Origin of the sequence: Cloacibacterium caeni, assembly GCF_907163105.1 — a bacterium.
GTDB classification, from domain to species: domain Bacteria; phylum Bacteroidota; class Bacteroidia; order Flavobacteriales; family Weeksellaceae; genus Cloacibacterium; species Cloacibacterium caeni_A.
This window is the reverse complement of record NZ_OU015321.1, coordinates 2,450,733-2,472,409: the sequence shown is the minus strand read 5'-3', so window position 1 is coordinate 2,472,409 and position 21,677 is coordinate 2,450,733. Positions and strand designations below refer to the sequence as shown.

The window sequence follows — 21,677 nt, the reverse complement described above, 5'->3', positions numbered from 1 at the left end:
AGGAGAAACACCTATTAAGAAAATAAAAAAATCACTTTTCTCAAGCGACTTTTAATTTTTACATATCGAATAAATCTGTCCTGAAATTGACTTTCAGTCTTATTTTAGAATCTACTTTTGCACCATCGCAAGTTGCAGGCATCCATTTTTGATTCATGGCTTTTACCGCATTATTAATGTCTGTTTGCAAAAGATTACTATTCGGAACTTCTGGTTTTAGTACAAAATCCTTTAAATTTCCTTCTTTATCAATGTAGAAAATGAAATCAAAAGTTCCATTTACAGAGTATAAGTTGTTAGAAAGACTGGCTTTTAGATTTTTAAATAATTTGTCTTTAAAACCATTTTCTCCGCCAATATATTGCGCATAAGTAGCATTCGCACATTTTAGTCTGTAAAATTCTAGCGGATTATTCATATCTAATGAAATATCTGCTCTACCAAATTCTTTAGAATTTTCTGTAATATCATTGTCTTCCACCAAATATTGTGCACTCACAAAACCGAAAGAAAACGTCATCATCACTAATAATAAAAACTTTTTCATGTCTTAAAATTTAATAGTAAATTTACAAAAAAAGGTTGTAAATGAATTACAACCCTTATTTAAAATTTATAAAACTTCGATTTGATTTTTCAATAAATCATCGAATTCTTCTCTTTTTCTGATGAGATGCGCTTTTCCATCTAAGAATAAAACTTCAGCAGGTTTCAGCCTTGAATTGAAATTAGAACTCATTTCGAAACCATAAGCTCCTGCATTTCTGAATACTAAAACATCCCCTTCTCTAACTTCGTGTAATTTTCTGTCCCAAGCAAACGTATCGGTTTCACAGATATTTCCAACTACTGTATAAATCCTTTCTGTTCCTTTAGGATTGGTTAGATTTTCAATGACGTGATATGAATCATAGAACATCGGTCTGATTAAATGGTTGAAACCAGAATTCACGCCCACAAAAACGGTAGCAGTGGTTTGTTTAATCACGTTAGATTTTACCAAAAAATGTCCAGATTTAGAAACCAAATATTTCCCTGGCTCAAACCACAATTCAAAATCTTTACCTGTTTCTTTTTTGAACTGAGTCACTGCTTTTTCTACTTTTTTACCCAAAGCTTTCACATCTGTCTCTAACTCGCCTTTTTGGTAAGGAACTTTGAAACCACTTCCCATGTCAATATATTTAAGATTTGGGAAACTTTCTGAAAGTTCAAACATAATTTCTAAACCTTGCAAGAAAACTTCTGGATCTTTAATCTCGCTACCAGTATGCATGTGCAAACCTTCGATGTTAAGATTAGTAGATTTCATCACGCGTTCTATGTGACGCATTTGGTGAATAGAAATCCCAAATTTAGAATCAATGTGTCCCGTAGAAATTTTATAATTTCCTCCCGCAAAAATATGTGGATTAATTCTTAGAAAAACTGGGTAAGAATCGCCATATTTAGTCCCAAATTGCTCTAAAATAGAGATGTTATCAATATTAATATGAACGTTTAGAGCCATTGCTTCTTCTATTTCGGCAAGGTCTACACAATTGGGCGTAAATAAAATTCTCTCTGCGGAAAAACCAGCTTTTAACCCTAATTTTACTTCGTTTATAGAAACACAATCAAGATTCGCTCCTAATTTTTCTACATATTTTAGGATGTTGATATTGGTGAGTGATTTACAAGCGTAGAAAAACTTAGTGCTCTCTGCAAAAGAAGTGGTGAGTTTCTCATACTGAGATTTTATAGAATCGGCGTCATAAACATAAACCGGCGTTCCGAATTCTTCTGCAATCTGAAGCAAATCTTGATTTGTCATAATAAAAATTTTACTGCAAAAATATAAATTTTAGATTTTAAAACCAAACAATAATTTTATTTAGTAAAAATTATCTATTTTGAGTATATTTTTTAGATTTATTTAGGTAATTTTTCTATTTTATACTCGTTTTTCAATAAAGATAGTTTCAAATCATTGATAATTTCTGGCGAAACTTTCTTCACTTCTAACTGTAATTTATTTAATTTCTTCCTAGACTGAATCTGATGGAACAATTCATAATACCCAAATGAAATCAATTTTCCTTCTTCTATAATGAGAAAAGATTTTTCGCCGAGACTTCTGCCTTTTCCAATCCATAGTTCATTTCTACCTTTCAGCGTAATAAGCTCTTTCAGCGTTTTATAATCGCTAAGCGATTCATTTTCGGTGATATAATGCTTCACTTTACTGCCTTGAGAAAAGTTTTTGAATTTCAATAATGGCTTTTCTGAGTGACTAGAGTTTTTTTCAACCTTAAATTTTCCATCAATGTAGAACAAACCATAAGGTAAAAACTGCTTCTTCAATTTATTCTGATTCAGCAACATTAGTCTCGCAATAGTATCTGTTCCCGTAAGTTCGTAATTAATTTGTGTGACTTCTTCCTGAATACTTTGCCATTTAACAGATTTAGAATTGAATAATTTTTTAGAAACTCTGAAAATATCATCTACATAATCTTCAAAAATAATAGCTCCAGAAGCATTCTGAAAATACACAAAACCTTTCTCCGAAGGTAAATCCTGAGTAAGTTCTTTTATTTTATTGATATAAGATTTTGCGTTACTTTCTTCATGATGTTGCTGAATAATTTCATGGCTGTTGTCTTTGGTTTTTAACAATTTAAAAAGTTCCAAAGTAGCCCTTGCATCACCAGAAGCTCGGTGCTCATCTACCAAAGGAATCCCAATAGATTTACATAATTTCCCCAGAGAATAACTTTTTTCATGAGGAATCAGTTTTTTTGCTAAAGGAATGGTATCTAAAGTATTGATTTTAAAATCAAAACCTAGTCTTTTAAAACTTTGACGAAGCATTCTGTAATCAAAATCTATATTATGTCCTACTAAAATGGTTCCTTCTGTAATTTCTATGATTCTTTTCGCGATTTCATGAAATTTCGGAGCGGTTTTTACCATTTTTTGGGTAATTCCTGTCAGTTTTTGTACAAATGGAGATATTTCACTTTCTGGATTAACAAGTGAAATAAATTGGTCTGTGATAACGTGGCCATCATATCTAAAAATCGCAATTTCTATAATGCTTTCTTTTCTATAAGGCGCTCCGTTTCCTTCTATGTCTATTATGGTATACAAAACGAAAAATAAATATCCCACAAATTTACGGTTTATAAATTGGTGGGATTTATAAAATTATAAGATTTTTTTACCTTCTCATCTTCAAACCAAACATTCCGAGGACAAATTTGGCGCCTTCTCTGGCTAAAGTTGTGGTGAATGTTCTTCCAGCTCTAGATTTCATGACTTGCTCGAACATTCCTGGTTCTTCTTTGGGTTGTCTTGCCGTAGATTTTTCTTGTGCTACTTCTTTTTCTACTTCCGCAGCTTGTTCCATGCGTTTGGCTAAAATTTCGTAGGCAGATTCTTTATCTACCTCATTTTTATATTTTTTAACCAAATCAGAAGAATTAACCAAATCGTCTATCTCTTCAGAAGTCAAAACATCCATTCTAGATTCTGGAGAAATCAAATAAGTATGAACCAATGGAGTTGGAATTCCCTTCTCATCAAGCGCTGTGACGAAAGCTTCGCCAATTCCTAAATTCTGAATTAAATTGGCTGCGTCATAATATTCGGTAATAGGATAATTTTCTACCGCTTTATCAATTTCTTTTCTGTCTTTTGCCGTGAAACCACGCAAAGCGTGCTGAATTTTAAGCCCTAATTGAGAAAGTACATTTTCTGGAACATCTCCCGGAATTTGAGTAATAAAATAAATTCCTACTCCTTTTGAACGGATGAGCTTCACCATCGTTTCTATCTGCGAAAGCAAAGCTTTACTCGCTTCATTGAAAATCAAATGCGCTTCGTCTATAAAAAGGACTAATTTTGGTTTTCCGCTGTCTCCTTCTTCTGGAAAAGTCATGTAAATTTCTGCAAAAAGCGAAAGCATAAACGTAGAAAATAATTGCGGTTGATTCTGAATATCTGCAACTCTCAAAACGTTTACCACGCCTTTTCCGCCTCTGGTTTGCAGTAAATCTTCAACATCAAAACTTGGTTCACCGAAAAAACTAGTTGCTCCTTGTTGTTCCATCGCTACAATTGAACGAAGAATTGCACCTAGAGAAGCTGGCGAAATAGAACCATAATTATCTGCTAATTCTTTTTTACCTTCTGCGTTATCAGTTACATATTGCAAAACTTTTTTCAAATCTTCTAAATCAATGAGCGGCAATGCTTTATCATCTGCATATTTGAAAACGATAGACATAATACTTGACTGCGTTTCATTTAATCCTAAAATTTTAGAAAGTAAAACTGGACCAAATTCTGTAACGGTAGCTCTCAGTTTCAAACCTTTTTCCGCAGAAATAGTCATGAGTTCTACTGGAAAAGATTGTGGCTGATATGGCAATTGCGTTTTCGCATATCTTTCGTTAATTTTATCATTTTGTTCGCCTTCTACAGCAATTCCAGAAAGGTCACCTTTAATATCCATCACTAAAGTTGGAATACCTTTATGCGAAAGCTGTTCTACAAAAACTTGTAGCGTTTTGGTTTTTCCTGTACCTGTAGCTCCTGCAATCAGACCATGTCTATTGACCGTTTTTAGAGGAACGGTAACATCTACTTCGGTAATTACTTCTCCGTCTAACATTCCCTTTCCTAGAACGATATATTCTCCTTTTGGTTGATATCTACTATTAAGTTCTTCTATAAATTTTGATTTTTCTGCCATTATTTTCTTTTTTTTCAACCTTTAAATTTAAAAAATTTAGAAATACTTCTGCGAAATTATTTTTTAAATGTATTTTTGCCCTGATTAAAATCATTTGCATAATAAGACAAATTTGTCCTATTTTTGTAATGCAATGAAAAGTGCTATTTCTTTCATATTATCTTCTATCATATTTCTGGCAAGTTTCCAGAACTCACTTTTCTATGTAGACTATCAAATCAATACAGAATTCTACGAAACGTATTGTATTAACAAACAAAAACCAGAATTAGACTGTAACGGTAAATGTCAGGTTAAGAAAGCAACGGAGCAATCTCAAAATCCAGCTTCACAGATTAAATATGCTTTTGAACTGAACATTCTCCCTTCTAAACCCATAGAAACTGAAATCAAAAATCCTTTTTCTTTGGAACTCAAAACTAAAAAGTTTTCATATAACCATATTTTCACTTTAGATGGTTATACTCACATTCTACCGGATCCTCCGAAAAATTTAGCTTAAACCTAATCACTTTTTTCGCTCAGAACATTTCTCTTTATCATGATTTGATGAAGTGCAGTGACACATGATTATTTAATCTAAATTTTAAAAACAATGAATATTAAACTTTATAGCATTGCTGCAATATTTTTTGCAACAACCCACACTTTATTCGCTCAACAAGAACAAGACAGCACTTACCGAAATATAGAAGTAGTAAAAATTACCAAAGTTTTACCTAAATCTCAAAACAAACAAAACTTAGAAACTAAACAATCTGATTTACTGAATCACGATGCGGGAAAATTCCTGAATTCTATTCCAGAAATTAACGGAATTAAAAAAGCAGGAAATTATGCTACAGACCCTGTTTTGAGAGGTTTCAAATATGAGCAGTTGAATATTGTTATTGACGGAGCAGCTCATGCCGTAAATGCGTGCCCAAGTAGAATGGATCCTGCAGTTTCTCAAGTGAATATGAACATGGTTCAAGAAGCTGAAATTTACAAAGGTCCTTATCATTTCCGTTATGGAAATTCTTTCGGAGGAACCATTAATTTCGTGACCCTTGCTCCAGAATTTACAGAAAATTTAAAACTAGGCGGTAGAATTTCATCCGGCTACGAAAGCAATGGAAACGTTTTTAGAAATGAATTATTTTCTCAACTTTCACACCAAAAAATTGTTTGGGATTTATTCGGTTCTTATCAAAAAGGAGACCGCTACAAAGATGGAAACGGTGACGAAGTTCGTTCTGCTTTCCTAAGATACAACATGGGAACTAAAGGAAATTTCAAATGGAATGACCAAAATATAACCACATTACAAATCAATACCAATCAAGGAAGAGATGTAGAATTTGCTGCGCTAAACATGGATTTAATCTATGATAAAACATGGATGTTCCAGTTAAAACATTTGGCAGAATTCAACCAAAAATATTTAAAACATTTAGATTTTAATTCTTATTATTCTTTCGTAGACCATTCTATGGGAACTCCTGATAGAAAAATGGTTTCTGACGTACAATCTACCACTTATGGAGCCCGATTAGAATCTAAATTCGTTTTTGGAAAAAACATTTTCTACACTGGTTTAGATTACAAACATGAAGGCGCAGAAAATATCAGAATGATTATGCCTGCAATGATGCCAATGAGAGATGGAACTTCTTGGCATGATTCTTCTATTGAACAAATCGGATGGTTTAATGAATATCAAATGAATTTTAAAAATTCAAAATTAGTAGCTTCTCTTCGTTTAGATTACAATAAAGGTGATGCAAAAGCCCTTTCTAATCTTTTCAAAACACTTTATGGAGATGGAAAAGCAGAAAATTTTAATCACAGTTTGAGTTTAGGTTACAATAAAAATTTGTGCAACCATAATCAGTTAGGAATTTGGCTAGGAAGAGCACAACGAAGTGGAAGCTTAACCGAAAGATATATCAATAGATTTGCTGTAGGAATAGACGCTTATGAATTGGTAGGAAATCCTGAATTAAAACCTGAAACCAACAATCAAATCGACCTTATTTTCACCCATAAAAAAGATAATATTTTCTTCCAAGCAGATGTTTTCTATTCTTATTTAGAAAATTATATTTCTGGAGTGATTGTTCCCATCAAACCGTATTCTATGACGGCACCAGGAACCAGACAAATCCAAAATATAGAAAAAGCATTCAAAACGGGAGTGGAAACCAGATTTAATTGGCAATTTTTACCAAAATTTCGCACAGAATTGGCGGCAGCTTATACCTATGCAGAAGACTTGAGCACTAATAATCCTTTGCCAGAAATCGCTCCGCTAGATTTCCGTTGGAATGTGTTAGCAGATTTTTCGCCAGTAAGTTTGGGACTTCATTACAGATATTCTGCAAAACAAAGCAGAATCAATCCTACTTTTGGTGAATTTACTACTCCAGAATTTTCTGTGTTTGATTTCACCTCAAAATACAATGTTTTCAAAAATGCTACTTTAAGTTTTGATGTTTTAAACATTTTTGACCGTGCTTATGCAGAACATTTAAACAGAACACTTTCTACCAATAAAAAACAAAGAATTTTAGCCGTTGGTAGAAGCTTCAACATTGGTTTTAGCTATAATTTTTAATACTTTTTTATCTTTTGTGTCTAAAACATTTTAGGCACAAAAGTTTTATTTTTTAGTCTAAGAGAGCCTAGCGAATTTCCCTAGGCTTTACTTTTAGAAGGTTGACAAACCTCATCTCTTTTCACACATGAGAATGTCAATAATTTTGCTTAAATTTGTTAATCATCAAAAATAAAAAATCATGGATAAAGCATTTATTTTATCTAAAATTATAGATGAGTATCAAAAAGTTATTGATAACCTAAAAGCTTCGGTGGAACGTTACAAGCATGAATCTGATATTGACGAAGATAACACGTTAGACCCAGAAGATTATGCCAGACAAACAGAAGCCAAAGATATGCAACTTCGTTTTGAAAAAATGCTGAACGAAGCCAAACAAAATCTGAAATTTTTAGAAGATTCTAAATTAGAAACTAAGGAAATTGCAGAAGCTGGTGCTTTATTAGAGACCAATAAGAATTATCTGTTCATCGGGGTTTCTGTTCCTGCATTTAAATTGGGAGACAAGGATGTAATTTCGTTCTCAGAAGATGCTCCTATTTACCAAAACGTAAAAGGCAAAACATTAGGCGAAACCATAGAAATGGGAAGTGATAACTTTGAAATTAAAAATATTTTTTAAATGTCAAAAACTACAGAATTTAGCGCAACACCAGAACTTTTAAAACAGTTATACGAATACAGCATTATAAAAAATTACGAAGCTGGCGATGTTATTTTAGACGAAAACGCAAGAATTCGTTCTATTCCTATCGTTACCAAAGGAAGTATAAAAGTAATGCGAACCGAAGAAGATGGTAGAGAAATTCTACTTTATTATATAAAAGCTGGTGAAAGTTGCGTAATGTCTTTCCTTGGTGGTTTACACGGGGAAACCTCTAAAGTAAAAGCCGAAGTAGAAGAAGATGCGGAAATATTGTTCTTGCCCACAGAAAAAGTTGCGCAACTCATCAAAACGCATCCAGAATGGTTGGATTATATTTTCAAATTATACCATAAACGTTTTGAAGAATTGCTGGAAATGGTAAATGAAGTAACTTTCAAAAAAGTGGATGATAGATTGCTTTCTTTGCTTCAAAAAAAATCAGAACTTACCGATTCTAAAATCATTCACACCACACACGAACAATTGGCCAATGAATTAGGAACAGCCAGAGTAGTGGTTTCCAGACTACTAAAATCGCTGGAAGAAGATGGCAAATTAAAATTAGGAAGAAATAAAATTGAACTTTTATCATAAAAATGCAACTTAAGTTGCATTTTTTTATTTTTACAAAACAGAACTTTGCAAAAATTTGATTAATGGAAATCTTAGGATACTTTTTCGCACTTATCATCGGGCTAATTATGGGAATAATTGGCGGTGGTGGCAGTATTTTAGGTGTTCCAATTTTTGTCTATCTGTTTGATATGAACGCTTTAACCGCAACTACTCTTTCCCTTTTTGTAGTAGGAGTTGCGAGTGCAGTTGGCGCTACAGGAAACGCCAGACAAGGAAATGTAGATTTCAAAACCGCTTTATTATTCGGGATTCCTTCTGTATTTTCTGTGATTTTTGTTCGCAAAATTATTTTACCTCATCTTCCTGATCCTCTTTTCAGCATAGGAACATTTCCTATTGAGAAAAATCTATTCATTTTAGTTCTATTTGCTGCGTTAATGCTCATTTCTTCCATTAAAATGATTGTAGGAAATCAAAAAATAGAAACTACTAATCAAAGTCCGCAATATCCAATGTTGGTTACTCAAGGAATTGCTGTAGGAATGATTACAGGGATGATTGGAGCAGGTGGTGGTTTTCTCATTGTTCCTGCATTGGTTATGTTGCTGAATTTAGAAATGAAAAAAGCCATCGGAACTTCTATGATGATTATTTCTATGAATTCTCTTTTAGGTTTTTTAAGTTCTCAAAAAACAGGAATCAATTGGCAATTTCTATTGATTTTCACTTCAATTGCTGTCATTGGAATGATGATTGGAATTCAGTTGGCAAAAAAAATAGATGGCAAAAAACTGAAACCTATTTTCGGTTGGTTTGTTTTGATGATGGGAATTTATATCATCATCAAAGAAATCTTTTTTCACTAAATCTTTTAAATAGTATTTCTCTATCGAACTATGTGATTTTTGTTACAGAAATCTATTAAAATTTACCCCATTTTTGTACTACAAATTGCGAAGAAAAAAAAGTCATAGATTTTTTGTTGTAACTTCGTAGTGTAGTAACATATAAAAATATTAAAATGAAAATAGAACAAATTTATACCGGTTGTTTAGCTCAAGGAGCTTATTACATTGTTTCTGAAGGAGAAGCAGCCATCATTGATCCATTAAGAGAGGTACAACCTTATCTTGATAGATTAGCAAAAGATAACGTAAAACTCAAATACATTTTTGAGACCCATTTTCATGCAGATTTTGTATCTGGTCATGTAGATTTATCTAAAAAAACAGGTGCTCCTATTATTTATGGCCCAACTGCTGCGCCAGAATTTGAAGCCATCGTAGCAGAAGACAATCAAATTTTTGAAATTGGAAAAATAAAAATCAAAGTTCTTCATACTCCTGGTCATACCATGGAAAGTTCTACTTATTTATTGATAGACGAAAATGGTAAAAACCATGCAATTTTCTCTGGTGATACTTTATTCTTAGGAGATGTAGGAAGACCTGATTTAGCTCAAAAAGCGGCAAATCTTACACAAGAAGAATTAGCAGGTTTGCTTTATGATTCATTGTACCATAAAATTCTTCCTTTAGAAGATGATATTACCGTTTATCCAGCTCATGGTGCTGGTTCTGCATGCGGAAAAAACATGCAAAAAGAAACAGTAGACACTTTAGGAAATCAAAAACAAACCAATTATGCTCTAAAACAAACCTCTAAAGAAAGTTTTATTGCTGCAGTTTTAGATGGTTTAACCGCTCCACCGAAATATTTCGGTATGAATGTAGCGATGAACAAAAAAGGCTATACCAGTTTTGATGAAGTTTTAGCAAAAGGTAAAACCTCACTTTCAGTAGATGAATTTGAAACTGCTGCCGAAGAAACTGGAGCTTTAATTTTAGACACTAGAAATGCTGCAGAGTTTCACAAAGGATTTATTCCTCAATCGATTAATATCGGGTTGAAAGGTGATTTTGCACCTTGGGTTGGTAGCATGATTGTAGACGTACAACAACCTATTCTTTTGGTATGTGATGATTGTACTGAAGAAGAAACCATTACTAGACTTTCTAGAGTGGGATTTGATAATGTTTTAGGATACTTAAAAGGCGGCTTTGAAAGTTGGAAAAATTCAGGAAAAGAAATTGATACCGTTCATAGAATTTCGCCAGAAGAATTTGCAGAAAAATTCAATGAAAACAGCAAGGTTATTGACGTAAGAAAAGAAGGAGAATATGCCGCAGAACACGTAAATGATGCTTATAGCAAACCATTAGCATACATTAATGATTGGGTAGGAAACATCAATCCAGATGAACATTTTTTCTTGCATTGTGCAGGTGGCTACAGAAGTATGATTGCCGCAAGTATTTTACAAGCAAGAGGTTATAGAAACTTCACAGAAGTAGAAGGTGGTTTTAACGGAATTAAAAAAACAGAAAAAGTTCCTACTACAGATTTTGTGTGTCAAAGTAAAACTGCATTGTAATGAATATTTTCGAGAAAACAGACTTCACAGGAGATAAACCTTCTGTGGTAAGCATCAAAAAATCTGAAAAAGTCAACCTTTTTACCGTAGGCTTATCAGAAAAACAAGTGTTAGCAAAGCATATCACAACTATTCCTGCAACTTTAGTTTTACTAAGAGGAAAAGTAGATTTTAACATCTCTGGAGAAACCGTCGTTTTAAGAGATGGAGATGTTTACGAAATCCCCGTAAATGTAGAACACGAAGTAGTAGGAAGAGATATAGAAAATGTATTCTTAATTGTAAAAGAGTTATAAAATTGAATCAATTCGATCAAAATTTTTGGAATTCACGCTGGGAAAATGGCGAAATAGGTTGGGACATAGGCGAAGCTTCTTCACCTATTGCAGAATATTTTTTGCAAGTAGAAGATAAAGAGGTAAAAATATTAATTCCCGGCTGCGGAAATGCTCACGAAGCAGAATTGCTTTTAGAAGAAGGTTTTACAAACATCACGCTTCTAGACATTGCTCAGAAAGCTTGCGATGTGATTTCTCAGAAATTTTCTCATCATGAAGTAGAAGTTATCTGCGAAGATTTTTTCGAACACCAAGGAAAATATGACATCATTGTAGAACAAACATTTTTCTGCGCACTTGATCCAGTTTTAAGAGCAAAATATGTAGAAAAAATGCACGATTTACTTACCGAAAATGGCAAAATCATTGGAGTAATGTTCAATAAAGACTTTGGGAATCCATTCCCTCCATTTGGTGGAAATATTGAGGAATATAAATCTCTTTTCAGTGAAAAATTCGAGATTAAAAAATTAGAAAACTGCTACAACAGTATAAAACCAAGACAAAACACCGAAGTTTTTATTAACTTCACTAAAAAATAAACTCACCATAAAACAAAAAATATGAAAAAAAACATGGGAGCAACAGATAAGTACATCAGACTTTTCGTTGCATTAATTTTAGCCGTTTTGGTTTACCTTAAAGTGATTGAAGGAACTTGGGGAATCGCAGCAACTGCAGTTGCTTTCGTTTTTCTATTAACAGGAGCCATCGGCTTTTGTCCGCTTTATACTTTATTTGGCATTAACACTTGCAAAAAAGAGTAAAAATTAAAATTTTGCCAAAGTTGAGTTTTTAAAAACTTTGGCAAAATTTATCAAAAATTATGGAAAATTTTATTAAAAAATACAAATTAGGACTCATCGGAATCGTATTAGGCGGAATTTTAGGTTACGCTTATTACCATTTTATTGGGTGCAACACAGGAACTTGTGCCATTACGTCTAAACCTATCAACAGTTCGGTTTATGGTATGGTGATGGGTTATCTTATTCTTTCAACTTTCGAAAAAACAAAAGAAAATAAATAAAACATGTTAGGATTTTTAAAAAACTTATTTGGCGGTAAAAGTGTGGACTACGCAGAATTAGTAAAAAATGGAGCTCAAATTATAGACGTAAGAACGCCTGCAGAATTTAATGGTGGTCATGTAAAAGGCGCTAAAAACGTTCCGCTACAATCGCTAAGTCAAAATTTAGGAAAAATCAATAAAAACAAACCTGTAATCACATGTTGTGCAAGTGGCGCAAGAAGTGCTGCTGCAAAAAGCATTTTACAAAACAGTGGATTTACAGAAGTTTATAATGGTGGCGGTTGGATGAGCCTCAAAAACAAATTATCATAAAATGAGAAATTTCTTTAGTGATTGGAATTTGAGAAGAATCGTCTATTTGATTGGCGGAATATGGATTGTAGCACAATCTGTAATGGATAAAATGTGGATTCTCATTCCATTTGGGTTGTATTTTGTTGCCATGTCTGTTTTTAAATTTGGTTGCGCTTCAGGAAATTGTACTGTCACAAATCATAAAAACCTACCATAGTTTCTCTGTCTTTTTTTAGTAAATTTGTTTTAACTTTTTATAAAACAAAGAGATATGTCACAAAAATTTCAAGAAATCATCAGTTCTGAAAAACCAGTGTTAATAGACTTTTTTGCAGTGTGGTGTCAACCATGCAGAGTACAATCTTCTGTATTAGTCACTGTAAAAGAACAAGTAGGAGATAATGCCAGAATTATAAAAATAGATGTAGACCAATATCCTGATATTGCGGCTCAATATAACGTGAGAGGCGTTCCTACCCTTGCTCTTTTCAAAAAAGGTGAAATGCTTTGGAGAGAAAGTGGCGTACATGATGTAAATACCTTGGTGAATCTCATCAATCAACACAAATAATCTCATTTATGAGTAATTTTCCTGTTTATAGCGCTTGCGATTTAATTTCTACTGAAAATTCAGAAAGTGAAATCGTAGTTCATGAATTGCAAGATTTATTGACAGAAAAAAGTTTTATTCCAGAAAAACCTCATCGTCACACTTTTCACCAGATTCTGTACGTAGAAGAAGGCGCTGGAATTCATAAAATAGATTTCGAAGATTATTCTATAGATTCGCCCATCATTTATTTTATTTCTGCGGGACAAGTACATGATTTGAATTTCAAAAAACAAGTGACCAAAGGTTATTTGATTAATTTCAATGCAGAATTTTTTACTTCATTTCTCGCAAAATCTCATTGTATAGATAAATTGCCATTTTTCAGAATTAATGGAAACTTCACTTCTTATCAAATCAAAAAAGACAAAGCTGAAGAACTCAAAGAAATTTTTGACAAAATTAATTTCGAATACAAACAACAAAAAAGAAAATCCGAAGATTTAATCAGAATTTATCTTCTCGAATTGTTTTACTTCATTTTAAACGACGAAGAAAATACAGACGAAAACATAAATATTACCAATCAAAGAATTTTAATTAATAAATTCCAAAAGCTGGTAGAAGAAAACTATACCGCTGAACATTATCCCAAATTTTATGCAGACAAGCTCGCGATTACTGCAAATTACCTCAATTTCGTATGTAGAACTTTTGCAGGCAAAAAGGCTGGAGAAATCATTAGAAATAGGATTATTTTAGAAGCCAAAAGATTGCTTATCAACTCAGAATTAAGCATTTCTCAAATTTCTTTTCAATTAGGCTTTGAAGACAATTCGTATTTTACCAAGTTTTTCAAAACACACGCTAAGATTTCGCCTTCTGAATTCAGACAACATCTTAATAAATAAAAATTACCATTTCTCGAAGATTTTTTACAAGAATTTATTGCAATTCTTAGCATACCTTTGTATTGTAAAATTACACTCAGAACAAACGCAAAACTTTTCATATTTTTTATAAAAAACGCAACTAAAATCATAAAATTTTGTTGCGTTTTTCCTTTATAAACCCTTTCCAGAAAGCGTTTTCTGACTTTGGCACGGAAATAGAATATCTCATAACAGCAACCCTAAGTTTTTCGAGGCAAGACTTTAGAAGCAGCCAAGAAAAACTTATTTAAATAAATATAATATGAGAAAATTTTATTTTTTATTAGCCGCATTCATCGCACTAGGATTTAGTGCACAAGAAGCAGGAAAAGCCGGAGAATTATTAAAAAACGAAGCGAGCAAAACCGAAACTTCTGCAAAAAATGAAGCTTTTGGCAGAAATAATTCTCAAGATAAATCTTCAGTTTTTAGAAACGATAATGGTTTTAGAAATTCTACAGAAAAGTCAAGACCTAATTATAATTGGAACCAAAACTACGCTTATGGTTACGCCGAAGTTTTCTTAAGAATTCCAGAGCAAGGTTACTTTAGCATAGAAATTGGCGACCAAAAAATTTCTAACGCGTCAGGTAAATTTAGATTTTTTGACTTGATGCCAGGAAACAACGTTATTTCTATCTATGAAAGAAATTTCCTAGTGTACAGAACTAGAATCAACATTAAAAACAACACCAGATTGGTTTTAGACTATTTTACACATCAAGGTTTATATCTTTTAGGAACTTACAACCTAAGAAACAACTACGGAAATGTATGGAATGACACTTGGAACAGTCCTTACGGTAATGGAAACGGAAACTCTTGGGATCCTTATGATGATTATCAAAACGATTACGGATACGGAGATACTTACGGAAATGTAATGAGTGACAGAGAATTCTCTTCTTTCTTACAAATGCTGAAAAAACAAAGTTTTGATGACAGAAGATTAGATTTCTTAAAAAGCCAACTCAATAGAACTGATTTTAACACAAGACAAATCAAAGCGGTGATGAAAGAGTTTAGTTTTGATAAAAACAGATTAGAATTTGCAAAGATGGCTTATAGAAATTGTGTAGACAAAAGAAATTATTTCGAATTATACGACACCTTTGACTTCGAAAGTTACGCCAGAGAATTGAACAAATTTGTTCAAAACCAAAGATAACCCAATCATTCATTCATATATACAAAAAGTCGGTTTCAGAAATTCTGAAGCCGACTTTCTTTATATGGAAACACTTCATTTAGTTCGGTTTAATTACCATCAAACCTCGCATTTCATTCTCTTGATACCCAATTGCTTTATCATTAGGATAGAGTGATTTTATTTTCGCTAAGGTTTCAGGTTTTATATCTTTTTCGGAGCCATGACATTGTAAACACATATTATTAGTGGTAATTGGCGCATAAAAAACTCCGTTTTCCATCGTTGCTTTTAGTTCTTCTTTTTTGGCCAATTGTGCTTTGAACTGTTCTATAATTTTCAATTCAGCAGCATTTGCTGCGTTATCAGGATTTCTATTTTTATCAGAAACTCTTTTTATCATCACATTATGCTGGTCTTCCAACTGTTTGGTAAGCGGAATGGCGTTTACATTACAAAATTCTAAAGCATTTTCAGCTCCTTTTTCAGAAATTTTCTGCGTAAGATTGGTCACCAAATTCTTTTTGGTTTCTTCGGCGATTTTTTTAAAATCAGCCTTCGTTAATTGTTTTTGCGGAATAATTTCCTTGGGCAAAACACCTTTATTTCCCGTTTCTTTGGAACATTGAACCAAAAATATTCCTGAAACTGCGAGCGTTAAGTAAATTCTTGTTTTCATAATTGTTTTTTCAAATTTGTGAATTTAATGCTTGACTGAGCGTAACTTTTGTTACTTTTACCCAAAGTTAATGAATTATGAAATCGCAATGAATAAAAAAACACCAATATTCATTGATAATTAACTTCATTAAGTTCGAGCAAGCTTTTGAGCCAGCGATTGCATATGACCTTTGAAAAAAATAAATATTTTCATATGAAAAATCTTTTTACAATTATTTTGTTATCAAGTTTCGGCATCTTTTTCTCACAAGAAAAAGACATTTTGAAAGTTTTGCATACACAACAAACCGCTTGGAATAATGGCGATATCGAAAATTTTATTAAAGGATATTGGAAAGATGATTCACTTCTTTTTATCGGTTCAAAAGGACCAACTTACGGTTGGCAAAAAACACTAGACAATTACAAAAAAACTTATCCCAACAAAGAAATGATGGGCATTCTAGAATTTTCTGACATTCAAGTGAAAATGCTAGGTAAAAAACATGCTTATGTTTTCGGAAAGTGGAAACTTATCCGTGCTAATGACACTCCTAATGGAATTTACACCTTGGTTTTCCAGAAATTTAATGACGGCTGGAAAATTATTTCAGACCATACAAACTAGCTATAGAATGGTAGAGTTGTAGAGAAAAATTTATCTGTAATATTCTAAAACTCTCCTATTTTAAAGTCATCTGCATCATTTAAAAAAGGAAACTCTTTTCTGAAAGCTTCTAATTTATGCAAATCTAATTCTGCAAAGATTAAATCTCCATTTTTAGTAGAAACATCTGTTCCATCTGCAAAAAAACAATGGCTACTCTCTTGATATTTTAAGTTATTTCCGTCTTCGCCAGTTCTATTTAGGGCAAAAACATAGGCTTGATTTTCGATTGCTCTTGCTCTATTTAATGTTTCCCACGCCAGAACTCTGGTTTCTGGCCAATTTGCGACATTTAGAATGACATCATAATCTTTTCTGTTTCTCGCAAAAACTGGAAATCTTGCATCAAAACAAACTTGTAATAAAAACCTGAATCCTAAGTATTCCACCACTACTCTTTCTGTTCCAGCAGTGTACACTTTATCTTCACCTGTGTAAGAAAAGAGATGTCTTTTATCGTATTGATGGTAAGTTCCGTCTGGTTTTACAAAATAAAATCGGTTATAGAACTTGTCATTATCCTTCACAGAAACGCTTCCTCCAATTGCAGCATTTTTAGTTTTGGCAAAATTCTTCATCCAAGACAATGCTTGTTCTTCTTCATCTGCAACTTCCTGAGCTTTCATGTAGAAACCAGTGGTAAACATCTCTGGAAGCAAAAACAAATCTGCTTCTAAATCTTTAAATTTTTCTTCTATCAAAAGAAAATTTTCATATTTTTCTTTCCAAATAATATTTTGACTTAAACCGATGATTTTCATAATGCTTAGGTTTCAGAATTTTTAAAATGTTTTACAAAATTACCACAAAAGTCTCTTCGTTAGGCAACATTACTATAAATTTGTCGTTAGAAAAACAGAAATTCAAATAAAACTTAAAAATAAATATTCTTATGAAAAAATTAGTATTAGCATGCACAATGTTGTTCGCAGGACAATTAGCATTTGCACAAGCATGGCAAGGTAAAGGCGACCAAAAATTACAAGTTGGTTTTAACGGTTACGGAAACGGAACTGGTGTTACAGCAACGTATGACTACGGACTTTCTAACGTAGTTTCTTTAGGTGCAGGAGCAAATTTCTATTTTGATGGATACAGAGACAATAATGAAGACAATAACGTTTTCGTTTTTGGTAGAGTAAATTTCCACCTTCAAGACGCTCTTAATATGCCGAGTAAATGGGATTTATATCCTGGTTTAGATGTAGGTTTATTAGGAAACACATTCGGATTAGGTGCACACTTAGGTGTAAGATATTTCTTCAACAATAATGTAGGTGCATTTATAGAAGCTGGTAACAATGGTAGCATAGGTTTATCATTTAACTTCTAATAAAAAATTCAACAATATTTAATGGAAAAGACGCTTTTTGGCGTCTTTTTTTATTTGGTACAGTTTTAGTGAGAGAGAATTATTACATTTGCATAACTTTAAAAAAATTAAAATTTAATGGAATTAGCAACGCAGATATTTCAGTTTATATTAAGTATTTCAATTCTCGTTATTCTACACGAATTAGGGCATTTTTTACCTGCAAAATGGTTTAAATGTAGAGTAGATAAATTCTACTTATTCTTTGATCCATGGTTTTCTTTGGCAAAGAAAAAAATTGGCGAAACCGAATACGGAATTGGCTGGTTACCCTTTGGTGGTTATGTAAAAATCGCAGGAATGGTAGACGAAAGTATGGATACTGAACAACTGAAACAACCTGCTCAACCTTGGGAATTCAGAAGCAAACCAGCTTGGCAAAGACTTATCATTATGTTAGGTGGTATTTTCGTGAATCTTATTTTAGCTTGGGCTATTTACACAGGATTGAATTTATCTGTTGGCGAAAAATACCATGATTTAGCAAAATTTGAGAATGGAATTGCGGTTTCTGAAGAAGGGGCAAAAATGGGATTGATGAACGGCGACAAAATCTTAAAAATAGATGGAAAACCTGCCGTAAGAATGGAAAATTCTATGATTAATATGCTTCTTGCCAATGAAATCACAGTACTTAGAAACGGTAAAGAAGTTTCTTTCGCACCAAAAGAAGACGGAATTGCCCATATTTTAGGTTCAAAAACGGCTAAACTTTATATACAAAACAGATTTGCGCCAGTAGTAGATTCTTTAGCAGAAGGCCCTGCAAAGAAAGCTGGGTTTCAAAAAGGAGATAAAATTATAGCACTTAACGGTAAAACGATTAGATTTTTTGATGAATTTACGGACGGATTAGCTGGAAAGAAAAACCAACCAATTACTGTAGATGTTTTTAGAAATAATGAATTAAAAAGATTTACTTTCAATACAAACAAAGAAGGAAAAATAGGCTTCAGACCAGATTTTAAAGAAGCTGAAGCTGCTTTCAACAACACAGTAACCAATCAAGAATACAGCTTTTTACCAGCAATTGGCAGAGGTTTTGAGAGAACTGTAGAATCTCTTACGATGCAGATTAAGCAGTTTAAATTAATGTTCAACAAAAAAATCAAAGGCTACAAAAATGTAGGAGGCCCGATTGCAATTGTGAAAATGATGCCGAAAGAAATCGATTGGGTTGCTTTTTGGAGTTTTACGGCTATGTTTTCTGCTTGGTTAGCATTTTTAAACATACTTCCAATTCCAGGATTAGACGGTGGTCACGCCTTATTTACGACTTGGGAACTCATCACAGGCAAACCAGTTCCTCAAAAAGTTTTAGAAAATGCACAAATGATTGGAGTAATCTTTTTAATGGGATTAATGCTATTAATCTTTGGATCAGATATTTACAAATTTATCATTTCACCATTTTTAAAATAATGTAAATTTTTTCAAAAAATATTTTGCGCAAATAGAAAAAACGTATTATATTTGCACCACTCAAAACAACAAGAGTAGCCTTTTTAGCTCAGTCGGTTAGAGCATCTGACTGTTAATCAGAGGGTCGCTGGTTCGAGCCCAGCAAAAGGCGCCAAAACCATCACAGTAATGTGGTGGTTTTTTGTTTTTATTTCATTCTCAATATTTTATAAAAGTTATTCCACTAGAATTTCTCAAGTCAGTGGTCTTTTTGGTTAAAAAAGGCATACTTTTCGGCAAACTCTATATAATTTTTAAAAATCATATTCCTTTCTAGAATTTGAGAAAATTAAAATGAGACATATCAAATATCATCTCCCGAACTTATTTTGAAATTTAAAAAACTCCAAAAAATCTCATACCTTTGTATTTATGAAACAATTCTCATCAAAACGCAGTATTCAGATTTTAGGACACGTTCTTCAACAATATGGAATAGACAAAATGGTAATTTCGCCAGGAAGCAGAAATGCTCCACTTGCTATTCATTTTTCAGAGCTAGATTCTTTTGAATGTTTCAGCATCATAGATGAAAGAAGCGCTGCTTTTGTAGCGATGGGAATGGCAAAATCGCTTAAACAACCAGTAGCAATTTCTTGTACCTCTGGTTCTGCAGCTACCAATTATTATCCAGCTGTGGTAGAAGCGTTTTATCAGAACGTTCCACTTTTGGTACTTACCGCAGACAGACCTACAGATTTTGTAGATTTATTTGATGGACAAACCATTCGTCAAAAAAATTTGTTTCAACAGCATTCTTATGGAGATTTTCAGCTTTTGGAAGACGACAAAGAAAATGCAGAAGAAGAGAACTTAAAAATCGTAAAAACAGCGATAGAATTGTGTTTTGAGAAACAAGGTCCGGTTCATATCAATATTCCGCTTACAGAACCTTTATACCAATACGCTACAGAATTGCCAGTTTTTCCTAGCATTGAAAAAACCATTCAGAAAAGAGATTTCGAGATTTCTTCTACTCTAGTTTCTGAATTTAATGTGGCTAAAAGAATTTTGATTTTAGCAGGAACGCTTGACAAAAATCCTGAACTCCAAAGTTTATTGTCGCAATTCGTGAAAAATCATTCGGTGGTTGTGCTTACAGAAGCGAATTCTAACCTCTATCACGACAAGTTTTTCAATCATATTGACCGATATGTTTTTAATTTCAACGAAGAAGATTTCAGAAGCTACGCTCCAGATTTACTCATTACGATTGGGCAAAATGTGGTTTCTAAAAAAGTGAAAGAATTTTTGAGAAAAGCAAAACCTCAAAATCACTGGCATATTGATGAATTTTGGCAACCCAACACTTATTTTGCTTTGACTCAAGAAATCAAAACAAAACCAGAGATTTTCTTCAGTCAGTTGTTGAAATTTGCCAAATTAGAACCATCAGCTTATTTTAATCTTTGGGATGTTCTTCGTGATAAAAAAGATGCAAAACACGATGAATATTGCAAGACAATAGATTTCTCAGATTTTAAAATTTTCCAAATTTTAGAACAAAAAATTCCGAACAATTATAACATTCATATTTCTAATTCTTCGGCGATTCGCTATGCAGAATTGTTCCCGTATTCACAAAATCACAACATTTATTGCAACCGTGGAACCAGCGGTATAGACGGCTCTACTTCTACTGCCATGGGTTTTGCGATGATGAACGAAAATCCTACAATTTTGATTTCTGGCGAACTTGGATTTTTCTATGATATTAATGGACTTTGGAACAATTACATTCCGCCGTACACTAGAATTATCGTGATGAATAACGGTGAAGGAAATATTTTTAGAATTATTCCGGGACCTACCACTTCTAACGCAATAGACGAATTTATCGCAACCAAACATCAGAAAAACTGCGAAAATCTAGCCAAACATTTCGGTTTTGGATATTTTAAAGTGGATGACGAAGATACGCTGCTAAGAGTTCTAGACAATTTCTTTAAGCCAGAAGCTAAGCCAAAAATTTTAGAAATCAACACAGCCGATATTCAAAACGCAGAAGTTTTGAAAGAATATTTTAAGTTTTTGAAGTAGATATTTTTCAAAAATTTTTCTCGCTGATTTTGCTGATTAAGCAGATTCTTGTGTAAGGTTTGAAAATAGACTCAAGATTTATCATCTTTTAATCTTATTTTTTAATAACAACAAAAAAAAGTTTAAAAACATTACGTTTACCGATAAATTGGAGCAATCTATCCGGAACACTATTTTTAACTTTTAATCT

The 21,677-nt window shown here is 32.8% G+C and carries 25 protein-coding genes and 1 tRNA gene; 20 read left to right on the top strand and 6 right to left on the bottom strand.

What is annotated here, in order from left to right; genetic code table 11:
- Nucleotides 1-58 precede the first annotated feature (58 nt).
- From KKQ76_RS11560 to KKQ76_RS11545, 4 genes are all read right to left on the bottom strand, one after another.
- Nucleotides 59-547 carry a hypothetical protein gene (locus KKQ76_RS11560; protein WP_213197264.1) on the bottom strand — a complete coding sequence of 163 codons (489 nt, stop codon included), beginning with the start codon at nucleotides 545-547 and terminating at the stop codon, nucleotides 59-61.
- Nucleotides 548-613: 66 nt separating this feature from the next.
- On the bottom strand, nucleotides 614-1,813 hold the full coding sequence (lysA, locus tag KKQ76_RS11555; RefSeq protein ID WP_213197263.1) for a diaminopimelate decarboxylase: 1,200 nt from the start codon (nucleotides 1,811-1,813) through the stop codon (nucleotides 614-616).
- Nucleotides 1,814-1,911: 98 nt separating this feature from the next.
- Nucleotides 1,912-3,132: a 3'-5' exonuclease gene (locus KKQ76_RS11550; protein ID WP_213197531.1), complete on the bottom strand. Its 1,221-nt coding sequence runs from the start codon at nucleotides 3,130-3,132 to the stop codon at nucleotides 1,912-1,914.
- Between the two features lie 70 nt (nucleotides 3,133-3,202).
- Nucleotides 3,203-4,738 (bottom strand): helicase HerA-like domain-containing protein, encoded by a 1,536-nt coding sequence (locus KKQ76_RS11545; RefSeq protein WP_213197262.1) that lies wholly within the window; start codon nucleotides 4,736-4,738, stop codon nucleotides 3,203-3,205.
- 133 nt (nucleotides 4,739-4,871) lie between these two features.
- On the opposite strand from KKQ76_RS11545, the gene KKQ76_RS11540 reads away from it, so the two are divergent.
- From KKQ76_RS11540 to KKQ76_RS11470, 15 genes are all read left to right on the top strand, one after another.
- Nucleotides 4,872-5,240 carry a hypothetical protein gene (locus tag KKQ76_RS11540; RefSeq protein WP_213197261.1) on the top strand — a complete coding sequence of 123 codons (369 nt, stop codon included), beginning with the start codon at nucleotides 4,872-4,874 and terminating at the stop codon, nucleotides 5,238-5,240.
- A gap of 93 nt (nucleotides 5,241-5,333) precedes the next feature.
- Nucleotides 5,334-7,334, top strand: coding sequence for a TonB-dependent receptor domain-containing protein (locus KKQ76_RS11535; protein WP_213197260.1), 2,001 nt, complete (start codon nucleotides 5,334-5,336; stop codon nucleotides 7,332-7,334).
- A 181-nt stretch (nucleotides 7,335-7,515) separates the two neighbouring features.
- Nucleotides 7,516-7,959: a hypothetical protein gene (locus KKQ76_RS11530; protein ID WP_213197259.1), complete on the top strand. Its 444-nt coding sequence runs from the start codon at nucleotides 7,516-7,518 to the stop codon at nucleotides 7,957-7,959.
- Entirely contained in the window at nucleotides 7,960-8,577 is a 618-nt protein-coding gene (locus tag KKQ76_RS11525) for a Crp/Fnr family transcriptional regulator (RefSeq protein ID WP_104792901.1), read from the top strand.
- 62 nt (nucleotides 8,578-8,639) lie between these two features.
- Nucleotides 8,640-9,425 carry a sulfite exporter TauE/SafE family protein gene (locus tag KKQ76_RS11520; protein ID WP_213197258.1) on the top strand — a complete coding sequence of 262 codons (786 nt, stop codon included), beginning with the start codon at nucleotides 8,640-8,642 and terminating at the stop codon, nucleotides 9,423-9,425.
- Nucleotides 9,426-9,580: 155 nt separating this feature from the next.
- Nucleotides 9,581-10,993 (top strand): MBL fold metallo-hydrolase, encoded by a 1,413-nt coding sequence (locus KKQ76_RS11515; RefSeq protein WP_213197257.1) that lies wholly within the window; start codon nucleotides 9,581-9,583, stop codon nucleotides 10,991-10,993.
- Nucleotides 10,993-11,289 (top strand): cupin domain-containing protein, encoded by a 297-nt coding sequence (locus KKQ76_RS11510; RefSeq protein ID WP_213197256.1) that lies wholly within the window; start codon nucleotides 10,993-10,995, stop codon nucleotides 11,287-11,289. The genes KKQ76_RS11515 and KKQ76_RS11510 overlap by 1 nt, the downstream gene beginning before the upstream one ends.
- Nucleotides 11,290-11,291: 2 nt before the next feature.
- A complete protein-coding gene (locus KKQ76_RS11505) occupies nucleotides 11,292-11,873 on the top strand; it encodes a methyltransferase (RefSeq protein WP_213197255.1) in 582 nt (193 codons plus the stop codon).
- Between the two features lie 21 nt (nucleotides 11,874-11,894).
- Complete coding sequence (locus tag KKQ76_RS11500; protein WP_213197254.1) at nucleotides 11,895-12,098, top strand: YgaP family membrane protein; 204 nt, start codon at nucleotides 11,895-11,897, stop codon at nucleotides 12,096-12,098.
- Nucleotides 12,099-12,157: 59 nt separating this feature from the next.
- Nucleotides 12,158-12,361 (top strand): DUF6132 family protein, encoded by a 204-nt coding sequence (locus tag KKQ76_RS11495; RefSeq protein ID WP_213190338.1) that lies wholly within the window; start codon nucleotides 12,158-12,160, stop codon nucleotides 12,359-12,361.
- Nucleotides 12,362-12,364: 3 nt separating this feature from the next.
- On the top strand, nucleotides 12,365-12,676 hold the full coding sequence (locus KKQ76_RS11490; protein ID WP_213190337.1) for a rhodanese-like domain-containing protein: 312 nt from the start codon (nucleotides 12,365-12,367) through the stop codon (nucleotides 12,674-12,676).
- Between the two features lies 1 nt (nucleotide 12,677).
- A complete protein-coding gene (locus KKQ76_RS11485; protein ID WP_069800439.1) occupies nucleotides 12,678-12,875 on the top strand; it encodes a hypothetical protein in 198 nt (65 codons plus the stop codon).
- 54 nt (nucleotides 12,876-12,929) lie between these two features.
- Entirely contained in the window at nucleotides 12,930-13,229 is a 300-nt protein-coding gene (locus KKQ76_RS11480) for a thioredoxin family protein (RefSeq protein WP_069800441.1), read from the top strand.
- A gap of 8 nt (nucleotides 13,230-13,237) precedes the next feature.
- The gene (locus KKQ76_RS11475; protein ID WP_213197253.1) at nucleotides 13,238-14,119 is read left to right on the top strand and encodes a helix-turn-helix domain-containing protein; all 882 of its coding nucleotides are present in this window, start codon (nucleotides 13,238-13,240) and stop codon (nucleotides 14,117-14,119) included.
- 283 nt (nucleotides 14,120-14,402) lie between these two features.
- The gene (locus KKQ76_RS11470) at nucleotides 14,403-15,308 is read left to right on the top strand and encodes a DUF4476 domain-containing protein (protein WP_213197252.1); all 906 of its coding nucleotides are present in this window, start codon (nucleotides 14,403-14,405) and stop codon (nucleotides 15,306-15,308) included.
- Nucleotides 15,309-15,387: 79 nt separating this feature from the next.
- Here KKQ76_RS11470 and KKQ76_RS11465 read toward each other — a convergent pair whose 3' ends face one another.
- The gene (locus KKQ76_RS11465) at nucleotides 15,388-15,966 is read right to left on the bottom strand and encodes a Tll0287-like domain-containing protein (protein ID WP_213197251.1); all 579 of its coding nucleotides are present in this window, start codon (nucleotides 15,964-15,966) and stop codon (nucleotides 15,388-15,390) included.
- Nucleotides 15,967-16,161: 195 nt separating this feature from the next.
- On the opposite strand from KKQ76_RS11465, the gene KKQ76_RS11460 reads away from it, so the two are divergent.
- Entirely contained in the window at nucleotides 16,162-16,575 is a 414-nt protein-coding gene (locus KKQ76_RS11460; protein ID WP_213197250.1) for a YybH family protein, read from the top strand.
- 44 nt (nucleotides 16,576-16,619) lie between these two features.
- On the opposite strand, the gene KKQ76_RS11455 is transcribed toward KKQ76_RS11460, so the two are convergent.
- Nucleotides 16,620-17,375 (bottom strand): amidohydrolase, encoded by a 756-nt coding sequence (locus tag KKQ76_RS11455; protein ID WP_213197249.1) that lies wholly within the window; start codon nucleotides 17,373-17,375, stop codon nucleotides 16,620-16,622.
- 131 nt (nucleotides 17,376-17,506) lie between these two features.
- Here KKQ76_RS11455 and KKQ76_RS11450 point away from each other — a divergent pair, with 131 nt between their 5' ends.
- From KKQ76_RS11450 to menD, 4 genes are all read left to right on the top strand, one after another.
- Nucleotides 17,507-17,947: a DUF6646 family protein gene (locus tag KKQ76_RS11450; RefSeq protein WP_213197248.1), complete on the top strand. Its 441-nt coding sequence runs from the start codon at nucleotides 17,507-17,509 to the stop codon at nucleotides 17,945-17,947.
- 117 nt (nucleotides 17,948-18,064) lie between these two features.
- On the top strand, nucleotides 18,065-19,408 hold the full coding sequence (gene rseP / locus KKQ76_RS11445; RefSeq protein ID WP_213197247.1) for an RIP metalloprotease RseP: 1,344 nt from the start codon (nucleotides 18,065-18,067) through the stop codon (nucleotides 19,406-19,408).
- A gap of 77 nt (nucleotides 19,409-19,485) precedes the next feature.
- A tRNA-Asn gene (locus KKQ76_RS11440) sits at nucleotides 19,486-19,562 on the top strand.
- A 257-nt stretch (nucleotides 19,563-19,819) separates the two neighbouring features.
- Nucleotides 19,820-21,487 carry a 2-succinyl-5-enolpyruvyl-6-hydroxy-3-cyclohexene-1-carboxylic-acid synthase gene (gene menD / locus KKQ76_RS11435; protein WP_213197246.1) on the top strand — a complete coding sequence of 556 codons (1,668 nt, stop codon included), beginning with the start codon at nucleotides 19,820-19,822 and terminating at the stop codon, nucleotides 21,485-21,487.
- Nucleotides 21,488-21,677: the final 190 nt, after the last annotated feature.